At 71.2% G+C, this 19611-nt stretch carries 18 protein-coding genes; 14 read left to right on the forward strand and 4 right to left on the reverse strand.

Annotated features, from left to right (window positions below; all coding sequences use genetic code 11):
* Positions 1 to 5: 5 nt before the first annotated feature.
* A complete protein-coding gene (locus ACZ7OO_RS04940; protein ID WP_471501568.1) occupies positions 6 to 1109 on the reverse strand; it encodes a GNAT family N-acetyltransferase in 1104 nt (367 codons plus the stop codon).
* A 351-nt stretch (positions 1110 to 1460) separates the two neighbouring features.
* On the opposite strand from ACZ7OO_RS04940, the gene ACZ7OO_RS04945 reads away from it, so the two are divergent.
* The 7 genes from ACZ7OO_RS04945 (at position 1461) to ACZ7OO_RS04975 (ending at position 7156) form a co-directional block, all read left to right on the forward strand.
* Entirely contained in the window at positions 1461 to 1667 is a 207-nt protein-coding gene (locus ACZ7OO_RS04945; protein ID WP_471501570.1) for a hypothetical protein, read from the forward strand.
* Positions 1668 to 1800: 133 nt separating this feature from the next.
* Positions 1801 to 2535: a YqjF family protein gene (locus tag ACZ7OO_RS04950; protein WP_471501572.1), complete on the forward strand. Its 735-nt coding sequence runs from the start codon at positions 1801 to 1803 to the stop codon at positions 2533 to 2535.
* A gap of 112 nt (positions 2536 to 2647) precedes the next feature.
* Positions 2648 to 3862 (forward strand): carbohydrate-binding protein, encoded by a 1215-nt coding sequence (locus ACZ7OO_RS04955; protein WP_471501574.1) that lies wholly within the window; start codon positions 2648 to 2650, stop codon positions 3860 to 3862.
* 125 nt (positions 3863 to 3987) lie between these two features.
* On the forward strand, positions 3988 to 4764 hold the full coding sequence (locus ACZ7OO_RS04960; protein ID WP_471501576.1) for a polysaccharide lyase family 7 protein: 777 nt from the start codon (positions 3988 to 3990) through the stop codon (positions 4762 to 4764).
* A 108-nt stretch (positions 4765 to 4872) separates the two neighbouring features.
* The gene (locus tag ACZ7OO_RS04965) at positions 4873 to 5529 is read left to right on the forward strand and encodes a DUF4389 domain-containing protein (protein ID WP_471501578.1); all 657 of its coding nucleotides are present in this window, start codon (positions 4873 to 4875) and stop codon (positions 5527 to 5529) included.
* Positions 5530 to 5571: 42 nt separating this feature from the next.
* A complete protein-coding gene (locus tag ACZ7OO_RS04970; RefSeq protein WP_471501580.1) occupies positions 5572 to 6024 on the forward strand; it encodes a hypothetical protein in 453 nt (150 codons plus the stop codon).
* 154 nt (positions 6025 to 6178) lie between these two features.
* Entirely contained in the window at positions 6179 to 7156 is a 978-nt protein-coding gene (locus ACZ7OO_RS04975) for an SMP-30/gluconolactonase/LRE family protein (protein WP_471501582.1), read from the forward strand.
* 54 nt (positions 7157 to 7210) lie between these two features.
* On the opposite strand, the gene ACZ7OO_RS04980 is transcribed toward ACZ7OO_RS04975, so the two are convergent.
* Both ACZ7OO_RS04980 and ACZ7OO_RS04985 read right to left on the reverse strand, forming a co-directional pair.
* Positions 7211 to 10585 (reverse strand): pyruvate carboxylase, encoded by a 3375-nt coding sequence (locus ACZ7OO_RS04980; RefSeq protein ID WP_471501584.1) that lies wholly within the window; start codon positions 10583 to 10585, stop codon positions 7211 to 7213.
* Positions 10586 to 10694: 109 nt separating this feature from the next.
* A complete protein-coding gene (locus ACZ7OO_RS04985; protein WP_471501586.1) occupies positions 10695 to 11645 on the reverse strand; it encodes a hypothetical protein in 951 nt (316 codons plus the stop codon).
* Between the two features lie 230 nt (positions 11646 to 11875).
* On the opposite strand from ACZ7OO_RS04985, the gene bla reads away from it, so the two are divergent.
* The 7 genes from bla (at position 11876) to ACZ7OO_RS05020 (ending at position 18410) form a co-directional block, all read left to right on the forward strand.
* Positions 11876 to 12751: a class A beta-lactamase gene (gene bla, locus ACZ7OO_RS04990; RefSeq protein ID WP_471501588.1), complete on the forward strand. Its 876-nt coding sequence runs from the start codon at positions 11876 to 11878 to the stop codon at positions 12749 to 12751.
* 179 nt (positions 12752 to 12930) lie between these two features.
* Positions 12931 to 14553: a sensor histidine kinase gene (locus tag ACZ7OO_RS04995; protein ID WP_471501590.1), complete on the forward strand. Its 1623-nt coding sequence runs from the start codon at positions 12931 to 12933 to the stop codon at positions 14551 to 14553.
* Complete coding sequence (locus tag ACZ7OO_RS05000) at positions 14550 to 14957, forward strand: roadblock/LC7 domain-containing protein (protein ID WP_471501592.1); 408 nt, start codon at positions 14550 to 14552, stop codon at positions 14955 to 14957. Before ACZ7OO_RS04995 ends, ACZ7OO_RS05000 begins: the two co-directional genes overlap by 4 nt.
* Positions 14954 to 15301, forward strand: coding sequence for a DUF742 domain-containing protein (locus ACZ7OO_RS05005; protein WP_471501594.1), 348 nt, complete (start codon positions 14954 to 14956; stop codon positions 15299 to 15301). The genes ACZ7OO_RS05000 and ACZ7OO_RS05005 overlap by 4 nt, the downstream gene beginning before the upstream one ends.
* Positions 15282 to 15908 (forward strand): GTP-binding protein, encoded by a 627-nt coding sequence (locus ACZ7OO_RS05010; protein ID WP_471501596.1) that lies wholly within the window; start codon positions 15282 to 15284, stop codon positions 15906 to 15908. Before ACZ7OO_RS05005 ends, ACZ7OO_RS05010 begins: the two co-directional genes overlap by 20 nt.
* Positions 15905 to 17113: a cytochrome P450 gene (locus tag ACZ7OO_RS05015; protein ID WP_471501598.1), complete on the forward strand. Its 1209-nt coding sequence runs from the start codon at positions 15905 to 15907 to the stop codon at positions 17111 to 17113. The genes ACZ7OO_RS05010 and ACZ7OO_RS05015 overlap by 4 nt, the downstream gene beginning before the upstream one ends.
* A gap of 70 nt (positions 17114 to 17183) precedes the next feature.
* Positions 17184 to 18410 carry a cytochrome P450 family protein gene (locus ACZ7OO_RS05020; protein WP_471501600.1) on the forward strand — a complete coding sequence of 409 codons (1227 nt, stop codon included), beginning with the start codon at positions 17184 to 17186 and terminating at the stop codon, positions 18408 to 18410.
* Here ACZ7OO_RS05020 and ACZ7OO_RS05025 read toward each other — a convergent pair.
* Complete coding sequence (locus ACZ7OO_RS05025; RefSeq protein ID WP_471501602.1) at positions 18407 to 19570, reverse strand: NAD-dependent formate dehydrogenase; 1164 nt, start codon at positions 19568 to 19570, stop codon at positions 18407 to 18409. The genes ACZ7OO_RS05020 and ACZ7OO_RS05025 overlap by 4 nt on opposite strands.
* Positions 19571 to 19611 lie beyond the last annotated feature (41 nt).

Genomic DNA, 19611 nt, shown 5'->3' on the forward strand with positions numbered 1-19611 from the left:
GGGTTTCACCCCTTGCGCAGCCCGTCGGCGCGGCGTGAGGCGCGCAGGGTGCCGACCGTCTTGAGCAGCCGGTCCGCCGGGTCGCGCAGGCGAGGGTGGGCGAGGACGGTGTTGCGCAACCCGCGGACCGGGCGGCGCCACAGGCGGTGCGCCGCGGCCACCGGGTGGGTGCGGGTGACGAATCCCTCGCTCACCCGCAGTTCGCGGGTCTTGAGCCAGTCCTTGTACTCCTTGTCGCCGCGCCCGAGGTCGACGAGGGTCACACCGCCGCGCGCCGCGCCTTCGGCGGTGCGCAGATGCATCATCAACCCGGGCGAGTAGTAGTGCAGTTCGGGGTCGTAGGCGGTGAACCAGGCGGCGAGCACGGTGCCCGACCGCGGCCCGAAGTGCGCGGCCACCGGGCGGTCGCCCGCGTAGAGCACGGACAGCACGCCGGTGAAGTGTTCCTCGCGGACGTGGAAGAGATGGTCCACGAGGTCGACGATCCAGGGGCGGGCGAAGCGGTCCATGCGTCCGGTCCGCCGGTACTGGGCGGACTTCCAGCGCATCAGGGTGCGCAGGGCCGCCGGGTCGCGCTCGTCGAACTCGAAGCGAAGGTCGCCGACGTCGCGGCCGAGGCGCCGTTCCTTCTTCAGCGTGGTCTTCGCCAGGCCGGGATAGGTGGCGCGCAGCCACTCGGGGTAGCCGCCGTCGCCGGGTTTGACGTCGATCACCGGTGACGCGAAGGTACCGGTGACATGACCGGCGAACGGCCTCTGCTCGGCGACCAGATGGTCGAACTCGAAGATGGACATCCCGCACGCGCTCAGCAGCTCCTGGGCGTCCCAGGTGACTCCGGGCCGGTGCACCAGTGCCTGGCAGTCGGAGAGGCCGAGGCCGATGGCCCGGCCCACGCCGAGGGCGTTGCGCTCGTACGGGAAGAAGCCGACGGGTTCGCCGGCGTCGCGAAGGACCGCCACCCTTACGCCCCCGCGGTGTCTGCCGACGCCGATCGTGAACTCCGGGGCCAGAAAGGGATTGGCGTACTCCGGTGACTCGTCCATCGCGTGGTGCCAGGCCCGGCGGAGCGACTGGGTCAGCTCGCCGGGTCTGTGGATCGTGATGTCCACCTCAGACCAACCGCCCTTCGGTTGACGAGGTGTGTGGCGCATGACTCCGGGACCGACTGCCGGACGGACCTCTGCACTGACCTCTGGATCGCATGGGCGACCCCTCCCCCCATAACGCGGATTTCCGCGTTCTGCCGTTGCTAAGAACAGCTCCTGTTTCCCGCCGTACACCTGCCGTCCGCGGCCGACGACCGGGTCGCCGGTCCGGAGGTGTCGCTCAAACGTCGCGAAACAGTACGCACGCTGTCAAGAGTGCCACTGTCGGGGCGGGCTGGGGGTGGGGTGACTCGGACTTTCCCGGTCCTTTCCGTCAGGTCGCCGCCACCTCGGCCATTTCCTCAGGGGTGGGTGATGCGCTTACCGACCAGATCCGTCCTGCCCGGGGTTCTCACAGCGGCCTTGCTCGCCGCGGGGACAGCGGCCTGCACCTACCGCAACGCCCCCGGCCCCGCCGAAGGTCAGGCCACGGCGGCCCAACGGACAGGCGGCGGTGCCGAGTTGGCGGACGGTTTCCGGACCGAGGTCGCCCTCGCGCCCGGGGGTGCCCCCAAGGCCTGAAGGTCGCCCACAGTTCACCCAGGTGGGCGGGGTGAGGGGTCCGAGAGTCCTGATCACCTGAATGGTGGGGACGGCATCCGGGCCGCGTACCCTCATCAGCCTCGCCTCGCACTGGCGTGCTAAGACCTTGTCCATGGAACCGGAGCCGATCACGCCGTCCACCCCACGGCCCGTGCGGCGGCCTACGCTGGTGCAGGGCTGGCACGAACTCACCTTCCTGCACTGGCCGGTGGAGCCGGAGCGGGTGGCGGGGCTGCTGCCCGCCGGCACCCGGCCGGACACGCTGGACGGGGTCAGCTACGTCGGCCTCGTCCCGTTCCTGATGCGGGGCGTCGGTCTGGGCCCGGGGCCCGGGCTGCCGTATCTGGGGACCTTCTGCGAGACGAACGTTCGGCTGTACTCGGTGGACGGGCAGGGCCGGCGCGGGGTGGTCTTCAGGTCGTTGGACGCGGCCCGGCTGCTCCCGGTACTGGCGGGCCGGCTCGGGGTCCGTCTGCCGTACCTCTGGTCCACGATGCGGCTGCGCCGCGACGGCGAGGTGATCTCCTACACCTGCCGGCGGCGCAGCCCGGCCGCCGGCAGCCGGGCGGTCGTACGGATCGGTCCGCCGATCACCGCGCCGTCGCCGCTGGAGCACTTCCTGACCGCGCGCTGGGGGCTGCACGTCACCTGGCACGGGCGCACCGCACACCTGCCGAACGAGCATGCGCCATGGCCGCTCCACCGGGCCGAACTCCTGGATCTCGATGACGAGTTGGTGGAGGCGGCAGGTCTGCCCGCACCTGCCGGGCCGCCGGTCAGCATGCTCTGGTCCCCCGGCGTGAAGGTGCGGTTCGGGCGGCCGACACTACTCGGGCGCTCCGGGTAAAGAACTCGTATGGTCTAGTCCAAAGTGCACTTTGGTCCAGTCCAATCTATTGACGTGATCGCGACACCTCCGGAAGCTGGGCACCCCCACTCCCCACCCCCTGGAGGCACCAGTGAGAACCCTTCGCGCATGCCTGGGCGCGGCGGCCGCCGTCACCCTCGCCGCCGCCGGCACGACCGCCCTCGTCGCGAGCGACGCCTCGGGCGCGACCACCGCGCTCAGCAACCGGTGGTACGCGGCCGCCCCCTATCTGATGCCGCTGGACAACAACCCGCCGAACGCGTCCGCCATCATGGACGCCACCGGCCTCAAGGCCTTCCAGCTGGCGTTCGTCCTGGCCCCCAACGGCGGCGGCTGCTCCCCCACCTGGGGCGGTACGGCGGCGGTCTCCTCGGACACCGCCGTCCAGTCGGTCATCAACACCATCCGCGCCAAGGGCGGCGACGTCTCCGTCTCGATAGGCGGCTACGGCGGCACCAAGCTGGGGCAGACCTGCGCGGACGCCGCCTCCACCGCGGCGGCCTACCAGCAGGTCATCACGGAGTACGGGCTGCACGCGATCGACTTCGACCTGGAGGAGCCGGAGTACGAGAACACCGCGGCGATCAAGAACGAGATCGGCGCCGCGAAGATCCTCCAGCAGAACAACCCGGGCCTGTACGTCTCGGTCACCACGGCCGGTACGGCGGACGGGACCGGCTGGTTCGGCAAGCAGATGCTGCTGGAGGCGAAGTCCCAGGGGTTCACGCCGAACAACTTCTCCATCATGCCGTTCGACGGCGGCTTCAGCGGGGCGGCCTCGCAGACCAGCGCGCTCACCAACTTCAACGCGATCCTGCAGTCCACCTTCGGCTGGGACCAGGCGACCGCCTATGCCCACGAGGGCTTCTCCGGGATGAACGGCCGCAGCGACACCGGTGAGTACTTCGCGCAGGCCGACTTCCAGACGGTGCTCGACTACGCCACGAGCCACAACATGGACCGCTTCACGTTCTGGTCCCTGAACCGCGACCGTCAGTGCACTCCGGTCGACAACAACGGCACCACGTCCGGGACCTGCTCCAGCGTGGCGCAGGGCGACTGGGACTTCGCCAAGTACTCGGTGAAGTTCGCCGGGGTGACCCCGCCGACCGGCACGCCCACGCCCACCCCGACGCCGACCCCGACGCCCACCTCCTGCAAGACCCCGTGGAGCTCGACGGCGGTGTACACGGTCGGCAACGAGGTCTCGTACAACAGCCACAACTGGAAGGCCAAGTGGTGGACCCAGAACGAGGTGCCCGGCGCCTCTGAGTGGGGCCCCTGGCAGGACGAGGGCGCCTGCTGAAACCCTTGACGGGGTTGGTTCGGACCTTTAGCTTCAGGGGTCATCGACGGTTATGGATGCGTCCAAAGTTCACGAACATGAACAGCGAGCTCTGGACGCAGCCCTCTCCCGGAAGGACCCCCCACATGAACCGTTCCCGGCTGCTCGCGGCTCCGGCCGCCGCGGGCCTCGCCCTCGCCCTCACCGTGCTCACCGGTGGCAGCGCGGGGGCTGCGGACCCGAACGTCGCGCCCGGCGGCAACTTCGACCTGTCCATATGGCAGCTCCAGGAGCCGGTCGGCTCCCCCGGCTCACCGACCACCATCCCCTCCTCCCGGCTGCAGGGTGCGGGCGGCTACCAGGACGCGTACTTCTACACCGACACCCGCGACGGCGCGATGACCTTCTGGGCGCCCGAGAAGGGCGTCACCACCCCGAACTCCAACTACGCCCGCTCCGAGCTGCGCGAGATGAACCGCGACGGCAGCGCCGCCAACTGGTCGCTGAGCGGCAGCCACAAGATGAGCGCGACCCTGCGGGTGGTCTCGGTGACCACGAACGTGTGCGTGGGCCAGATCCACCTCGGCACCGGCGGCTCCTCCACCAAGCCCCTGCTGGAGCTGTACTACCACTCCAACGGCGACATCGTCCTCGGCACCGAGAACTCCCCGTCCGGCGGCCAGACGACGCACAATGTGGGCCATGTGTCGATCGGCAAGACCTGGACCTACACCATCGCCGTCTCCGGCGGGAACACCATCGACCTGACCGTCAACGGCACTACGACCCACTACGCCATTCCGTCCTCCTTCAATCCGTACAAGCAGTACTTCAAGGCGGGCTCGTACAACCAGTCGTCCTCCGACAGCACGACCAACGGCGCCCGGGTCGCGTTCTACGGTCTGACCGTCAAACACGGCTGAGTTCGGCCGCACGGGCCTGGCGGGGGCCGGGGTTCCGCCGCACGATGGTCATGCCGTCCGCATGTCCAGGGCGGGCCGCCACTCGGCCGTCCGTCGTGACGGGAGGACGTGGTCCCCAGCTCCGACTCATCGGTCCTCCCGTCGTCCGGCCGCGGTCTCGTCCTGGGCCGGCTGGCCGACGCGATCGCCTCGTTCCTCGCCACGTACCTGGCGTACGAGACACGGGTCGCGGCCAGCTCCATGCTTCTGGTGGACCGCTACCCGCCGTTCGCCCTGGCCGCGCCGGACCACCCGGTGCAGATCGAGCTGCGGCCCACCACCCTGAACCGGTTCGCGGTGCTGTTCCGGCTGATCCTGATGATCCCGGCGGCGATCATCGTGAACTTCGCGGCGGCCGGCTGGTTCGCGATCGGCTGGATCTTCTGGATCATCGCGATCGTGCTGGGGCGGCTACCCGGGCCGGTCTTCGGGGCGACGGCCGCGGTCGCCCGCTACCGGATGCGGTTCGGCGCCTACACCGGCATGCTGACGCCCGTCTACCCGAAGGGGCTGTTCGGCGACCAGCCGGCCGCCAAGGCGCAGGAGGCCCGCTCCGCGACCCGGCCGCTGCTCCTGGCCACCGGCGTGAAGGTCCTCATCCGGGTCTTCCTGGTCATCGGCCTGCTCACCCAGGTCTTCTCCCGCACCACCGCCGACTACGACGGCCACGACGACAACGGGCTCGCGAACCCGGCGCAAGTGGTACATCTCGCGGGACGGTCGTAGCGTCGAAGAGAAAGATGCACGGCGGAACTGGTGGGAGCGACCATGCGCAGACCAGTGGTGGGAACGGCGATCGGACTCGGGGCGGCCCTGCTGCTCACGGCGGCCATGACGACAGCCTCCGCGACCCCGCCGACACCGGCCGCGCCGCGGGCGACCCAGCACCCCGTGCTCGTCGACTGCGTCTGGCACCAGCTGTTCCGGCCGACCGACTTCATCCTGGCCTGCGGCGACGGCAACAGCCGCCTCACCGGCATGCACTGGACCCAGTGGAACGACAACACGGCGGTGGCCCAGGGCGTGAACGCGGTGAACGACTGCAAGCCGTACTGCGCCGCCGGCACCTTCCGCGAGTACAAGGTGACCGTACGGCTCGACCGTCCGACCGCCTGGACCAAGCATCCGAACGTCCAGCAGTTCACGCGGATGAGCCTGAGCTACGCCGGCGCCAAGCCGGAGGGATACACGCAGGTCATGAACTACCCGCTGTGGAACTGAGCGGGACCGTCACCCGGCTGCGCGGCAAGCGGGGCCACGCCGTGCGCCGGGCGGGCGACGTCCCGGCCGGGGCTGACACGGGCCGGGGCCGACCAACCGTCATGTTTGTGTGACCGGTACGCCGGAGCCTTGCGCTCCCGTCGAAAGAGGTCACATGCCCCGATTTCTCCGCCCGGCCGCCGTCGTCCCGGCCGCTGTCATGATCGGCCTGCTCGCGGCGGCTCCGGCCGCGAGCGACGAGCCGGTCGTCTCGAACGCCCACGTCATCGCGCACTTCGATCTGGCCAACGGGCAGACGCCCGAGAACGTCGTCACCGAGCGGGGCGGCTCGGTCGACGTGACCTTCGCGTTCGCCCGGCAGGTCGCCAAGGTCACCCGGGAGCGCCGGGTCCGGGTGCTCGCGACCCTGCCCGCCGAGAACAACGCCCGCACGTCCCTTATGGACGGCGCCGTCACGCTGGGCCTGGCCCGCGCCCACGACGGCACGCTGTATGTCAACTACGCCACCGGCACCGGCAAGACCGGCGTCTGGCGCATCCCGGCGGGCGGCGGCACACCCGAGCAGATCGCCCAGCTGCCCCCGGGCGGCCTGCCCAACGGGCTCGCCCTCGACGAGCGGCACGGCGTGCTCTACGCCGCCGACTCGGTACTGGGCACGGTGTGGCGCATCCCGCAGACCGGCGGCACGCCGACGGCCTGGGCCACCGGCACGACGCTCAGGGGGCTGCCGGCCCCGGCTACCGGCTTCGGCGCCAACGGGATCAAGGTGCACCAGGACGCGGTCTGGGTGACCAACAGCGACCGCGGGACACTGCTGCGCATCCCGGTCGGCGCCGACGGCTCGGCAGGGACGATCGAGACGCGGGCGACCGGCCTCACCGGCGTCGACGACTTCGTCTTCCCCGGGCACTCGGACGTCGTGCTCGCCGCGCTGAACCCGTCCAACGAGGTCGTCCTGGTCCACCCGGACGGCGCCCGCGACACTGTCCTCACCGTGCAGGACGGCCTGTCCAACCCGACCTCGCTGGCCGTGAACGGCCGCGACGTGTTCGTGGCGGGCGGCGCCTACTCCACCCAGCGCGACCCGAACCTGCTGAAGGCGCATCTGCGCGCGCACTTCGCCCGCTCGTAGCCGCGGAGGGGAGGGCCGGCACGGACCCGGCCCTCCCCTCACCTCGGCGCCGGCTCAGGCGATCTCGACCAGCAGGTCGCCGCCCTCCACCTGCTGGATGCGGTTGATGGCGAGCCGGGAGATCCGGCCGGCCTTCGGGGCGGTGATGGTGGCCTCCATCTTCATGGCCTCGATCGTGGCCACCGTGGCGCCCGCCTCGACCTCCGCACCCTCGTTCACGGCGAGGGTGACGACTCCCGCGAAGGGGGCCGCGACATGGCCTGGGTTGGCGCGGTCGGCCTTCTCGGTGGCCGGGATGTCGGACGCGGCCGCCCGGTCGCGGATCTGGATGGGCCGCAGCTGGCCGTTGAGGGTGGACATCACCGTGCGCATACCGCGCTCGTCGGCCTCGCCGATGGCCTGGAGTTCGATGAGCAGCCGGACGCCGGGCTCCAGGTCGACTGCGTACTCCTTGGCCGGGCGCAGGCCGTAGAAGAAGTCCTTGCTGTCGAGGACGCTGGTGTCGCCGTAGGTCTGGCGGTGGGTCTCGAACTCGCGGGTCGGGGCCGGGAACAACAGCCGGTTCAGGGTCGCGCGGCGGTCCTTGGCGAGGCCCTCGCGGTCCTCGGTGCTCAGCTCCGGTACCGGCTTGGCGGCGCCGCGGCCCTGGAGGGCCTTGGTGCGGAACGGCTCGGGCCAGCCGCCGGGCGGGGTGCCCAGCTCGCCGCGCAGGAAGCCGATGACCGAGTCGGGGATGTCGAACCTGTCGGGCGTGGCCTCGAAGTCCTCCGGGCTCACCCCGGCGCCGACCAGGTGCAGGGCGAGGTCGCCGACCACCTTCGAGGACGGGGTGACCTTCACCAGCCGGCCGAGGATACGGTCGGCGGCCTCGTACATCGCCTCGATGTCCTCGAAGCGGTCGCCGAGGCCGAGCGCGACGGCCTGGGTGCGCAGGTTGGAGAGCTGGCCACCGGGGATCTCGTGGTGGTAGACGCGGCCGGTCGGGGAGGCGAGGCCCGCCTCGAAGGGGGCGTAGACCTTGCGGACGCTCTCCCAGTACGGCTCCAGGTCCTCGATCGACCGCAGGTCGAGCCCCGTGGGACGCTCCGAGTAGTCGGTCGCGGCCACGATCGCCGACAGGGAGGGCTGCGAGGTGGTACCGGCCATGGAGGCCACCGCGCCGTCCACCGCGTCCGCGCCCGCCTGGATCGCGGCCAGGTAGGTGGCCAGCTGGCCGCCCGCCGTGTCGTGGGTGTGCAGGTGGACGGGCAGGCCGAACTCCCGGCGCAGTGCCGAGACGAGCTTCGCGGCAGCCGGGGCGCGCAACAGACCCGCCATGTCCTTGACGGCGAGGATGTGCGCACCGGCCTCGACGATCTGCTCGGCGAGCCGCAGGTAGTAGTCGAGGGTGTAGAGGCGCTCGTCCGGGTTGGACAGGTCTGCCGTGTAGCAGAGGGCGACCTCGGCGATCGCGGTGCCCGTCTCCCGCACGGCCTCGATGGCGGGGCGCATCTGGCCGACGTCGTTGAGGGCGTCGAAGATGCGGAAGATGTCGATGCCGGTGGCGGCGGCCTCCTGGACGAAGGCGTCGGTCACCTCGGTCGGGTACGGGGTGTAGCCCACGGTGTTGCGGCCGCGCAGCAGCATCTGGAGGCAGATGTTGGGGACGGCCTCGCGCAGAGCGGCCAGGCGCTCCCAGGGGTCCTCGGCGAGGAAGCGCAGCGCGACGTCGTAGGTGGCACCGCCCCAGCACTCCAGGGAGAGCAGTTCGGGCAGGGTGCGGGCGACGACCGGGGCGACGGCGAGGAGGTCCCTGGTGCGCACCCGGGTGGCGAGCAGGGACTGGTGGGCGTCGCGGAAGGTGGTGTCGGTGATGCCGATGGTCGGCGACTCGCGCAGCCAGCGGGCGAAGCCCTCCGGGCCGAGCTCGACCAGGCGCTGGCGGGAGCCCGCGGGCGGCTCTCCGGCCGGCAGCGGGGGCAGCTTGGTGGTCGACTCGACCAGGTGGGGGCGCTCGCCGTGCGGCTTGTTGACGGTGACGTCGGCCAGATAGGTGAGCAGCTTGGTGCCGCGGTCGGCGGAGGAGCGGGCGGTGAGCAGGTACGGGCGCTGCTCGATGAACGAGGTGGTGATCCGCCCGGCCTGGAAGTCCGGGTCGTCCAGGACCGCCTGGAGGAAGGGGATGTTGGTGGCCACACCGCGGATGCGGAACTCGGCGACGGCACGCCGGGCACGTCCGATGGCGGCCTTGAAGTCCCGGCCCCGGCAGGTGAGCTTCACCAGCATCGAGTCGAAGTGCGCGCTGATCTCCGTACCCGCGTGGGTGGTACCGCCGTCCAGCCGGATGCCGGAGCCGCCCGGAGAGCGGTAGGCGCTGATACGGCCGGTGTCGGGGCGGAAGCCGTTGGCTGGGTCCTCGGTGGTGATTCGGCACTGGAGGGCGGCGCCGTGCAGCTTCACCGTGTCCTGCGACAGGCCGAGGTCGGCCAGGGTCTCGCCGGAGGCGATACGCATCTGGGCCTGGACCAGGTCGACGTCGGTGACCTCCTCGGTGACCGTGTGCTCGACCTGGATGCGGGGGTTCATCTCGATGAAGACGTGGTTGCCCGCGCGGTCGAGGAGGAACTCCACGGTGCCGGCGTTGCGGTAGCCGATCTCGCGGGCGAAGCGGACGGCGTCGGCGCAGATGCGGTCGCGCAGCTCCGGGTCGAGGTTGGGCGCCGGGGCCAGCTCGATGACCTTCTGGTGGCGGCGTTGGAGCGAGCAGTCGCGCTCGAAGAGGTGAATGACGTTGCCCTCGCCGTCGGCGAGGATCTGCACCTCGATGTGGCGCGGGTCGACGACGGCCTTCTCCAGGAAGACGGTCGGGTCGCCGAACGCGGAGGCCGCCTCCCGGGAGGCCTGTTCGATGGACTCGCGCAGCGCGGCCGGGTCCTCGACCCGGCGCATTCCGCGGCCACCGCCACCGGCGACGGCCTTCACGAACACCGGGAAGCCGATCTCGTCGGCGGCGCGGACCAGTTCGTCGATGTCGTTGGAGGGCTGGGAGGAGCCGAGCACCGGTACTCCGGCGGCGCGGGCGGCGGCGACCGCGCGGGCCTTGTTGCCGGTCAGCTCCAGCGTCTGGGCGCTCGGCCCGACGAACGTGATGCCCGCCTCCTCGCAGGCGCGGGCCAGTTCCGGGTTCTCGGAGAGGAAGCCGTAGCCCGGGTAGACGGCGTCGGCCCCGGCCCGGCGGGCGGCGCCCACGATCTCCTCGACGGAGAGATAGGCCCGTACCGGATGGCCGGGTTCCCCGATCTCGTAGGCCTCGTCGGCCTTCAGCCTGTGCAGCGAGTTGCGGTCCTCATGGGGGAACACGGCGACCGTGCGCGCGCCCAGTTCATAGCCCGCGCGGAATGCGCGGATGGCGATCTCTCCACGGTTGGCGACCAGCACCTTGCGGAACATCCCTGGATCCCTTCAGCCTGCCGGCGACAAACACCATGGTGTCAGCCGCGCCCTGCCGTAGCCCGCGCAACATTAGGGGTTGCCCGGACCGGCTGAAGTGCGAAAACCATCACATTGACGTCGTTGAGCAGTTCGGCGGGTCGGCCGCGTGACTTACGGGGTTTCGGGGAAGACGGGAGGGTTGGGGAGTCTCAGGGGACCCGGAGCGACGGTACGCGGTGGTGGGGTAACCCGGATGGGGCACGGGCGGGTCGGGCCGGTGGACGGGCGGGTCGGGCCGGTGGACGGGCGGGTCGGGCCGGTGGACGGGCGGGTCGGGCCGGGGCGGGGCCGGACGGGTGCCGAGGCGCTCGGCGAGCCGGGCGGGGACCCGGAGCCGGCGGCCGTTCAGCAGGCCGAGGACGATCGCCGAGGCCACAGCGATCAGGTGCTCGCGGCCGGCGAGGTTCGGTACGGCGATGGACTCCCACACCATCGAACCGCCGGTCAACGCGAAGACGACGGGAGCACGGCGGACCACGGCCAGATAGGTGAACAGGCCCACCACTGCGGCGGACGGCCCCGTGTCGAGGATCCGGCCGGCCTCCGGGGGCAGGCCGAAGCCCCACCAGCCGGGGCCCAGCGCGACCATCACACGGGCGGTCATGGTGCCGGCCAGGGTGGTGAGGTACGCGACGGCGAGGGTCCGGGCGCGGCCCAGGCTGAGTTCGGCGAGGGCGAAGGCGAGGAAGAGCTGGGTGATGCCGGCCCAGACGGGGAGGTCGAGCGCGGGGACGTAGAGCGAGATCGGGGTGCGCAGCAGGGACAGCCACAGGGGAAGGTCGGCGGTGACACCGCCGAGGTGCCATACCAGCCTTCTGCCGAAGGGGTGCTGGGCGATGTCGTGGAAGAAGATGACACCGAACGCGGCCACGAACGCCAGCACGCCCCCGGAGAGACCACGCCGTACGAGCTGCCGTACCGGCTCAACCACGATGCTGTGCCATTCGTCGCGCAGCGTGCGCCGCACGAACCGGGCCGCACGCGCGGCCGCCGTCCCCCAGCTTCCGTTCCCCGTCATGAAAGGCATCGCCCCCTCGATACCGGCCCCTGCCGTCGGACCTGCGCCCCTCAAGAGGCTCTCCTCTTCCCGGCCGTTCCACGCGCATCGTAGAGACGTTCGGATCATTTGCGACGATGCGGGAGCTACTGCCGGTTGGATACCGGCGTCGGGTTTATCACCCGCCCACGACGCAACCTCCAGGGGAGTGACCGCGTCCCCCCCTCCGAAACCTCGGTAAAGGAGTGGTAATGCAGCAGCCATCGCGGCGAATTGTGCTGACCGCGGCCCTGGGAGCCGCGCTGCCCGCCCGCACGACTCCGGACACCGCGAGCAGATTCCGGGCACTGGAGCGCGAAGGCCGGGCCCGGCTGGGGGTGTTCGCCTGGGACACCGGCTCGGGGGCCCGGGTCCAGCACCGCCCCGGCGAACTCTTCCCGATCTGCTCGGTGTTCAAGACGCTCGCGGTCTCCGCCGTGCTGCGGGACCTGGACGAGGACGTGCTGAGCGAGGTCGTCCACTACGACGAGAGCGATGTCCAGAAGTCGGGCGGCGCGCCCATCACGGGCAAACCCGAGAATCTCGCCGCCGGAATGACCGTCGCGGAGTTGTGCGGAGCGGCGATCTCTTACAGCGACAACACTGCGGCGAACCTGTTGCTGGAGCAACTGGGCGGGCCGGTGGCGGTCACGCGGCTGTGCCGTTCGATCGGGGACCGGGTGACGCGGCTCGACCGGTGGGAGCCGGAGCTCAACTCCGCGGAGCCCGGCCGGGTCACGGACAGCACCTCTCCCCTGGCCATCGGCACCAGCTATGCGCGGCTGGTCGTCGGGGGTGCCCTGGACGGCGCGGACCGGCGGCGGCTCACCGGCTGGCTGCTCGCCAACACCACCGGAGGGGAGCGGATCCGTGCGGGGCTCCCCGCGGACTGGACCGTCGGCGACAAAACCGGAACGGGCGCCTATGGCACCGCCAACGATGTCGCGATCGCCTGGCCCCCGGGCCGTGCCCCGGTCGTCGTCGCCGTCCTCTCCACCCACACCGACGCCGCCGCCCAGGCCGACTCGGCGCTGGTGAAGGAGGCGGCCGCCGTGGTGGCGGACGCGCTCACGCGAGGCGATTCGTAGGTTCGTTCACAGTCGGGACACAGCAAGTCGCCTGCGTGGCAGCGCTTTCCTGCAAGGAGACCTGAACTGTTCTGTTTCGATCACGAACTCTCGTATAGTGACGGCCAGTTCAGCACCGAGCGTCACTTCTCCTTCACCGGAACAACATCCCTACCCTCTCCGAGGACCAGACCGGACCGATGACCGCGCCCACGCACCCCGGCGATCGACCTGCCCTTCGTACGCTCGTTCCCACCCTCGCGCTGACCGCGGTGGTGTCGGCCCTCGTGGTCGTCGCCACGGTGACCGCCGCGCCGGCCTCGGTCCGCACGCCCCTCGCCCTGGGGGCCAGTGCGGCCGCCGTGGTGCTGTGCGCGGCGGTGACCTGGGCCGTCCACTCGGCGCGGGCCGCCCGGCGCGCCCGGCGCCGGCTGGAGACGGTGAGCCAGGACTTCGGCCGGCTGCTCCAGCAGCAGGCCCGCACGACCGAGGAGGCGCGCCAGGAGCACCAGCGGCTGATCGACGAACTGGCCCAGCAGCGCAACGAGTTCGCGGACTCCTTGGAGCAGGAGCGGGCGCGGATCCAGGAGGGCAGCAGCCAGGAGCTGGACCGGTACCGGCAGGAGAACGCCCGGCTCACCGCCGAGCTGGAACAGGCCTCGCGGGAGCGGGCCGCGGCGATCGCCGCGGCAGGCAACGCGGCCGGCCGGATGCAGGCCCTGGCCACCGCCACCCTCGCCGACCTGCGGGCCATGGAGGAGCGGCACACCGACGAGGACGTGCTCGCCGACCTGCTGCACCTCGACCACCGCACGGCCCAGGCGGGCCGGATCGCCGACTCCATCGCCGTACTGACCGGGTCGCGTTCGGGCCGCCGCTGGGCGCGTCCGATCAGCATGGAGTCCATCCTGCGCGGTGCGATGGGACGCATCAGCGGCTACCGCCGGGTGCGGGTGCACTCGGTGAGCGAGACGGCCGTCACCGGCCACGCGGCCGAGGGTGTCATGCATGCGCTCGCCGAACTCCTCGACAACGCGGCCAACTTCTCGCCCCCGACGGCCGAGGTCCACGTCTATGTGGAGGAGGTGCCGGCCGGGGTCATCGTGTCCGTGGAGGACAGCGGGCTGGTGATGGGCGATGTGCAGCTACGCCGGGCCGAGCGGGCGGTCGCGGGTGACACCTCCGGGCTGGGCGGTCTCACCGGCACCCGGCTCGGCCTCGCGGTGGTCGGCCGGCTGGCCGGCAAGCACGGTCTGAAGGTGTCGTTCCGGCCGTCGGCCCGCGGTGGCACCGGGGTTCTGATGCTGGTCCCGCAGGACCTGCTGACCCGCCCGGTCGCCGACGAACCCGCGCTGCCGAAGCAGCCGGAGTCTCCCGAACCGGTGCCTGCCGCGCCGGACCCGACACCCGTCCACGAGTCCGCGGAGCCCGACGAGGACGAGGACGGATCCACCGGACTGCCCAGGCGGCGCCGCGGCCGGACCCTCGCCGAGGCCGAGCGCAGGTCGGCGCCCCAGCCGGCCGAGCCGCGGCCGGCGCCGGCCGCCGAGGACGCCCGGCTCCGCGCCTCCCGCTTCAACAGCTTCCGGCAGGCCGTCCGCCCGGCCGCGACCGGCTCCGCCGAGGTCCCCGGAGCACCCGACAACCCCGCCGAGGCCTTCCGCGCACCGGACTCCGTCGAGGTCCCGGGCGCGGCGGACGCCGCCACAGCCCCGTACACCCCCACTCCGGCGCACGACCCGGCCCCCGCGCCCCACCCGGAGTCCGGCCCCGAGCCCACGTCCCACCCACACGCGCACCCGGAAGGCGACACCACTCCATGACCGGCCCGACCACCGCCGACGACAAGCTCACCTGGCTCATCGAGGGCCTCCTGGAGCGCACCCCCGGCGCGCGGCACGCCCTGGTGCTCTCCCGCGACGGGCTGAAACTCTGCCGTACTCCGGAGCTCTCCGTCGACCAGGCCGACCAGCTCGCGGCGATCGCCGCCGGCATCCAGTCGCTGTCGCACGGGGCGTCCGTCGAGTTCGGCGACGGCAGCGGCGGCGTGCGGTCGGCGATGACCGAGTTCTACGGAGGCGTGCTGTTCATCGTGGAGGCCGGCGAGGGCGCCCATCTGGCCGTGGTGACCAGCGAGGACGCGGACCCGGGGCTGGTCGGGCACAACATGAGCGAACTGGTCGAGCAGCTCGGCGAACACCTGACCGCGCCACCCCGCACGTCATGAGCAGGCCCGGCAGGGACGACGCTCCCGACCGCCTGTACACCATCACCGGCGGCCGCAGCAGCACCGGACCCGACAGCCCCTTCGACCTGGTCACGCTGGTCGTCGCCGAGTCGGAGCCGGCCCCCGGCATGCAGTCGGAGTACGCGGCGATCCTACGGCTTGCCGAGTTCCCGACCTCGGTGGTGGAGATCGCCGCGGAGCTGAAGCTGCCCGTGAGCATCACCAAGGTCCTGCTGTGCGACCTGCAGGCGGCCGGCCGGGTCAGCGCCCGCCATCCCCACCGGCCGGCCATCACCGACCCCGACATCCTGGAGCAGGTGCTCGTTGGACTCCGCAACCTCTGACGCGCGCACCCCGTTGGGTGCCTCCGCCGACAACGGTTTCAAGATCGTGGTCGTGGGCGGCTTCGGCGTCGGCAAGACCACCCTGGTCCGTTCCGTCAGCGAGATACGTCCCCTCAACACCGAGGAGACGATGACCCAGGCCGGCGAGGAGATCGACGACATCCGCGAGGTGCGCGGCAAGTCCGCCACCACCGTCGCCTTCGACTTCGGCCGGATCACGCTGGACGCCCGCAATGTGCTGTACCTGTTCGGGGCGCCCGGCCAGGAGCGGTTCTGGTTCCTGTGGGACCGGCTGTTCTCCGGCACCCTCGGGGCGGTCGTGCTCGTCGACACCCGGCGGATCGACGACTCCTGGTACGCCATCGACCGGCTGGAGAAGCACGGCACCCCGTTCGTCGTCGCCTGCAACGACTTCGGCGGCCCCGTGCACACACCCGAGGACGTCCGGCACGCGCTGGACCTGGACCCGCACATCCCGCTGGTCAACTGCGACGCCCGGTCCCGGGAGTCCGGCAAGCAGGTGCTGATCACGCTGGTCCAGCACGTCAAGAACCGGTACGCCGGCCCCTCGGCACCGGCGGACCTGCCCCGACAGGAGTTCGTGTGACCCCCGAAGCCGTGCCGCTCAGCGGCCCCCGGTTCCAGACCGAACCCGCGCGTCTGTACCGGGAGATGCGGCGCGAGCACGGCGCCGTGGTCCCCGTCATGCTCGACGGGGACGTGCCGGCCTGGCTGGTGCTCGGCTACCGCGAGCTGCACCAGGTGACCGGTGATCCGGTGCTGTTCAGCCGGGACTCCGACCTGTGGAACCAGTGGGACATCATCCCCGCCGACTGGCCGCTGCTGCCGATGATCGGCCGCAAGCAGCCGTCGATCCTCTACACCGTCGGCGAGCGGCACCGCGAGCGCGCCGGGATGATCAGCGACGCGCTGGAGGCCGTCGACCCCTTCGAACTGCGGGGTCATGCCGAGCGGTTCGCGGACGAGCTGATCGACGGGCTGTGCACCAGCGGCGAGGCGGACCTGGTCGGCCAGTACGCGATGCTGCTGCCGGTACGGGTGCTCGCGCAGTTGTACGGCTTCTCCGACGAGGAGGGCCCCGGCCTGGTCACCGCGCTCAACGACATGATCGACGGGCGTGAGCGGGCGATCGCCGGGCAGACCCATCTGGCCACTTCCATGGCGCAGTTGCTGGCCGACCGGAAGGCGGACCCGGCCGACGACGTGGTGTCGCGGATGCTCCAGGACAAGAGCGGGTTCAGCGAGGAGGAGATCGCCCAGGATTTGATGGTGATGATGGCGGCGGGGCACCAGCCGACCGCCGACTGGATCGGCAACTCGCTGCGCCTGATGCTCACCGACGACCGGTTCGCGGCCTCCCTGTTCGGCGGCCGCAACAGCGTCGCCGAGGCGATGAACGAAGTGCTGTGGGAGGACACCCCCACCCAGAACGTGGCCGGCCGCTGGGCGTCCCGCGACACCCAGCTGGGCGGCCGCCGCATCCGCGCCGGTGACCTGCTGCTGCTCGGGCTGCAGGGTGCCAACTCCGATCCGCAGGTCCGCACCGACGCCTCCGCGCTGACCGGCGGCAACAACGCGCACTTCTCCTTCGGGCACGGCGATCACCGTTGCCCGTTCCCGGCGCAGGAGGTCGCCGAGGTGATCGCCCGGACCGGCATCGAGGTCGTCCTCGACCGGCTGCCGGACATCGACCTGGCCGTGCCCGCCGACTCCCTCACCCGCCGGCCCTCGCCCTGGCTGCGGGGGCTGACCGAGCTTCCCGTCCGGTTCACGCCCGTACCCACCCTGTAATCCACACCGACGGTCAGGCACAGCACCGATTGGCGCAGTACTCCGACCCTGCCCTGGGAGGCACGTCACGATGACGACCGGTACCGAACACGCCCGGATCGCCCTCGACCCCTTCGTCACCGACCTGGACGGTGAGAGCGCGCGGCTGCGCGCCGCCGGTCCGCTCGCCGCCGTGGAACTGCCCGGCGGGGTGCCCGTGTGGGCGGTCACCCGTCATGCCGAGGCCAAGGCACTGCTCACCGACCCGCGTCTGGTCAAGGACATCAATGTATGGGGTGCCTGGCAGCGCGGGGAGATCCCGCCGGACTGGCCGCTGATCGGGCTCGCCAACCCGGGCCGTTCGATGCTGACCGTGGACGGCGCCGACCACCGCCGGATGCGCGCGCTGGTCGCGCAGGCGCTCACCCCGCGCCGGGTGGAGCAGATGCGGGAGCGGATCGAGAAGCTCACCCAGGATCTCCTGGACGCGCTCCCGGCGGACCAGGAGACCGTCGACCTCAAAGCGGCCTTCGCCTATCCGCTGCCCATGTACGTGGTCGCCGACCTGATGGGCATCGACGAGGCCAGGCTCCCCCGTCTGAAGGTGCTGTTCGAGAAGTTCTTCTCCACCCAGACCCCGCCCGCGGAGGTCGTCGCGACCCTCACGGAGCTGGCGCAGATCATGGCGGAGACGGTGGCCGCCAAGCGGGCCGAGCCCGGCGACGACCTGACCAGCGCGCTGATCCTGGCCTCCGAGGACGGCGACCACCTCACGGACGAGGAGATCGTCTCCACCCTGCAGCTGATGGTGGCGGCGGGGCACGAGACGACGATCTCCCTGATCGTCAACGCCGTGGTCAACCTCTCCACCCACCCCGGCCAGCGCGCCAAGGTGCTCTCGGGCGAGGTGGACTGGTCGGCGGTGGTCGAGGAGACCCTGCGCTGGTCAACCCCCACCTCGCATGTGCTGATCCGCTTCGCCACCGAGGACGTGCCGGTCGGCGACAGGGTGATCCCGGCGGGCGACGCGCTGATCGTGTCGTACGCCGCGATCGGCCGCGACGAACAGGCGCACGGGCCGAGTGCCGGGGAGTTCGACATCACCCGGGAGTCGAAGAACCGGCACATCTCCTTCGGGCACGGCCCGCATGTCTGCCCCGGCGCGGCCCTGTCCCGGCTGGAGGCGGGCGTCGCGCTGCCCGCCCTCTACGACCGCTTCCCCGGCCTGGACCTCGCGGTTCCGGCGTCGGAGCTGCGCAACAAGCCGGTGGTCACCCAGAACGACCTCTTCGAGCTGCCGGTCCGGCTCGACTCCTAACTGGTCCTGACGGAGTACGACTTGGCTCCCGTGCCGGCCAGCCCACCGCCGTCGGCGATCAGGTACTCGTCGCGGATCGGCCGGCCGGCGAGCCAGGACTCCAGGATCTCCCGGGTGCCGGCCGCGTAGCGGGCCTGCGCGGAGAGGCTGGAGCCCGAGATGTGCGGGGTCATGCCCTGGTGCGGCATGGTGCGCCACGGGTGGTCGGCGGGCGCGGGCTGCGGGAACCAGACGTCGCCCGCGTACCCGGCCAGCTGCCCGTTGCGCAGCGCCCGGTCGACGGCGTCCCGGTCGGCGATCCGGGCCCGCGCGGTGTTGATGAGATACGCGCCGCGCTTCATCGTGCCGATCAGTTCGTCGCCGAACAGGCCCTCGGTCTCCGGGTGGAGGGGCGCGTTGACGGTGACGACGTCGCAGTGCGGGACCATGGCGGCCGCGCTCTCGTGGAACGTCAGGTTCAGCTCGCGCTCGACGGACTCGGGCAGCCGGGCGCGGTCGGTGTAGTGCAGCTGCACGTCGAAGGGCGCGAGGCGGCGCAGCACCGCGAGACCGATCCGGCCGGCGGCGACCGTGCCGACGTGCATACCCTCCAGGTCGTACGAACGGCTCACGCAATCGGCGATGTTCCAGCCGCCGTCGAGCACCACCTGGTGCGAGGGCAGGTAGTTGCGGACGAGCCCCAGGATCATCATCACCACGTGTTCGGCGACGCTGATGCTGTTGGAGTACGTCACCTCGGTGACCGTCACTCCGTGGGCGATCGCGGCGTCGAGGTCGACGTGGTCGGAGCCGATGCCGGCGGTGATCGCCAGCTTGAGGTTCCTGGCGGCGGCGATCCGCTCCGGGGTGAGGTACGCCGGCCAGAAGGGCTGCGAGATGACGACGTCGGCGTCGGCCAGCTCACGGTCGAAGACGGAGCCCGTCCCGTCCTTGTCGGAGGTGACGACGAGGGTGTGGCCGGCCTTCTCCAGGAAGGAGCGCAGGCCGAGTTCGCCGGATACGCTGCCGAGCAGGTGGCCCGGGGTGAAGTCGATCGCCTCGGGGGTGGGGGTGGTCTGGCCGCCCGGGTATTGGTCGATGACGGGGATGTCGTCGCGGGCGTAGGTCTTCGGGTATCCGTCGGTCGGGTCGTCGTACAGGACGCAGAGCACCTTGGCCATGGTGGCGGCTCCTCAACTCCGTTGCGGATGGCTTGCCTTCA

It is taken from the genome of Streptomyces sp. NPDC111744, assembly GCF_055634995.1.

Bases quoted from the DNA above. Each gene is read 5' to 3' on its own strand.
- ACZ7OO_RS04945 (WP_471501570.1), top strand. From the start codon at position 1,461: ATGCGCTTACCGACCAGATCCGTCCTGCCCGGGGTTCTCACAGCGGCC.
- ACZ7OO_RS04950 (WP_471501572.1), top strand. From the start codon at position 1,801: ATGGAACCGGAGCCGATCACGCCGTCCACCCCACGGCCCGTGCGGCGG.
- ACZ7OO_RS04960 (WP_471501576.1), top strand. From the start codon at position 3,988: ATGAACCGTTCCCGGCTGCTCGCGGCTCCGGCCGCCGCGGGCCTCGCC.
- ACZ7OO_RS04970 (WP_471501580.1), top strand. From the start codon at position 5,572: ATGCGCAGACCAGTGGTGGGAACGGCGATCGGACTCGGGGCGGCCCTG.
- ACZ7OO_RS04975 (WP_471501582.1), top strand. From the start codon at position 6,179: ATGCCCCGATTTCTCCGCCCGGCCGCCGTCGTCCCGGCCGCTGTCATG.
- ACZ7OO_RS04980 (WP_471501584.1), bottom strand. From the start codon at position 10,585: ATGTTCCGCAAGGTGCTGGTCGCCAACCGTGGAGAGATCGCCATCCGC.
- ACZ7OO_RS04985 (WP_471501586.1), bottom strand. From the start codon at position 11,645: ATGACGGGGAACGGAAGCTGGGGGACGGCGGCCGCGCGTGCGGCCCGG.
- bla (WP_471501588.1), top strand. From the start codon at position 11,876: ATGCAGCAGCCATCGCGGCGAATTGTGCTGACCGCGGCCCTGGGAGCC.
- ACZ7OO_RS04995 (WP_471501590.1), top strand. From the start codon at position 12,931: ATGACCGCGCCCACGCACCCCGGCGATCGACCTGCCCTTCGTACGCTC.
- ACZ7OO_RS05000 (WP_471501592.1), top strand. From the start codon at position 14,550: ATGACCGGCCCGACCACCGCCGACGACAAGCTCACCTGGCTCATCGAG.
- ACZ7OO_RS05005 (WP_471501594.1), top strand. From the start codon at position 14,954: ATGAGCAGGCCCGGCAGGGACGACGCTCCCGACCGCCTGTACACCATC.
- ACZ7OO_RS05020 (WP_471501600.1), top strand. From the start codon at position 17,184: ATGACGACCGGTACCGAACACGCCCGGATCGCCCTCGACCCCTTCGTC.
- ACZ7OO_RS05025 (WP_471501602.1), bottom strand. From the start codon at position 19,570: ATGGCCAAGGTGCTCTGCGTCCTGTACGACGACCCGACCGACGGATAC.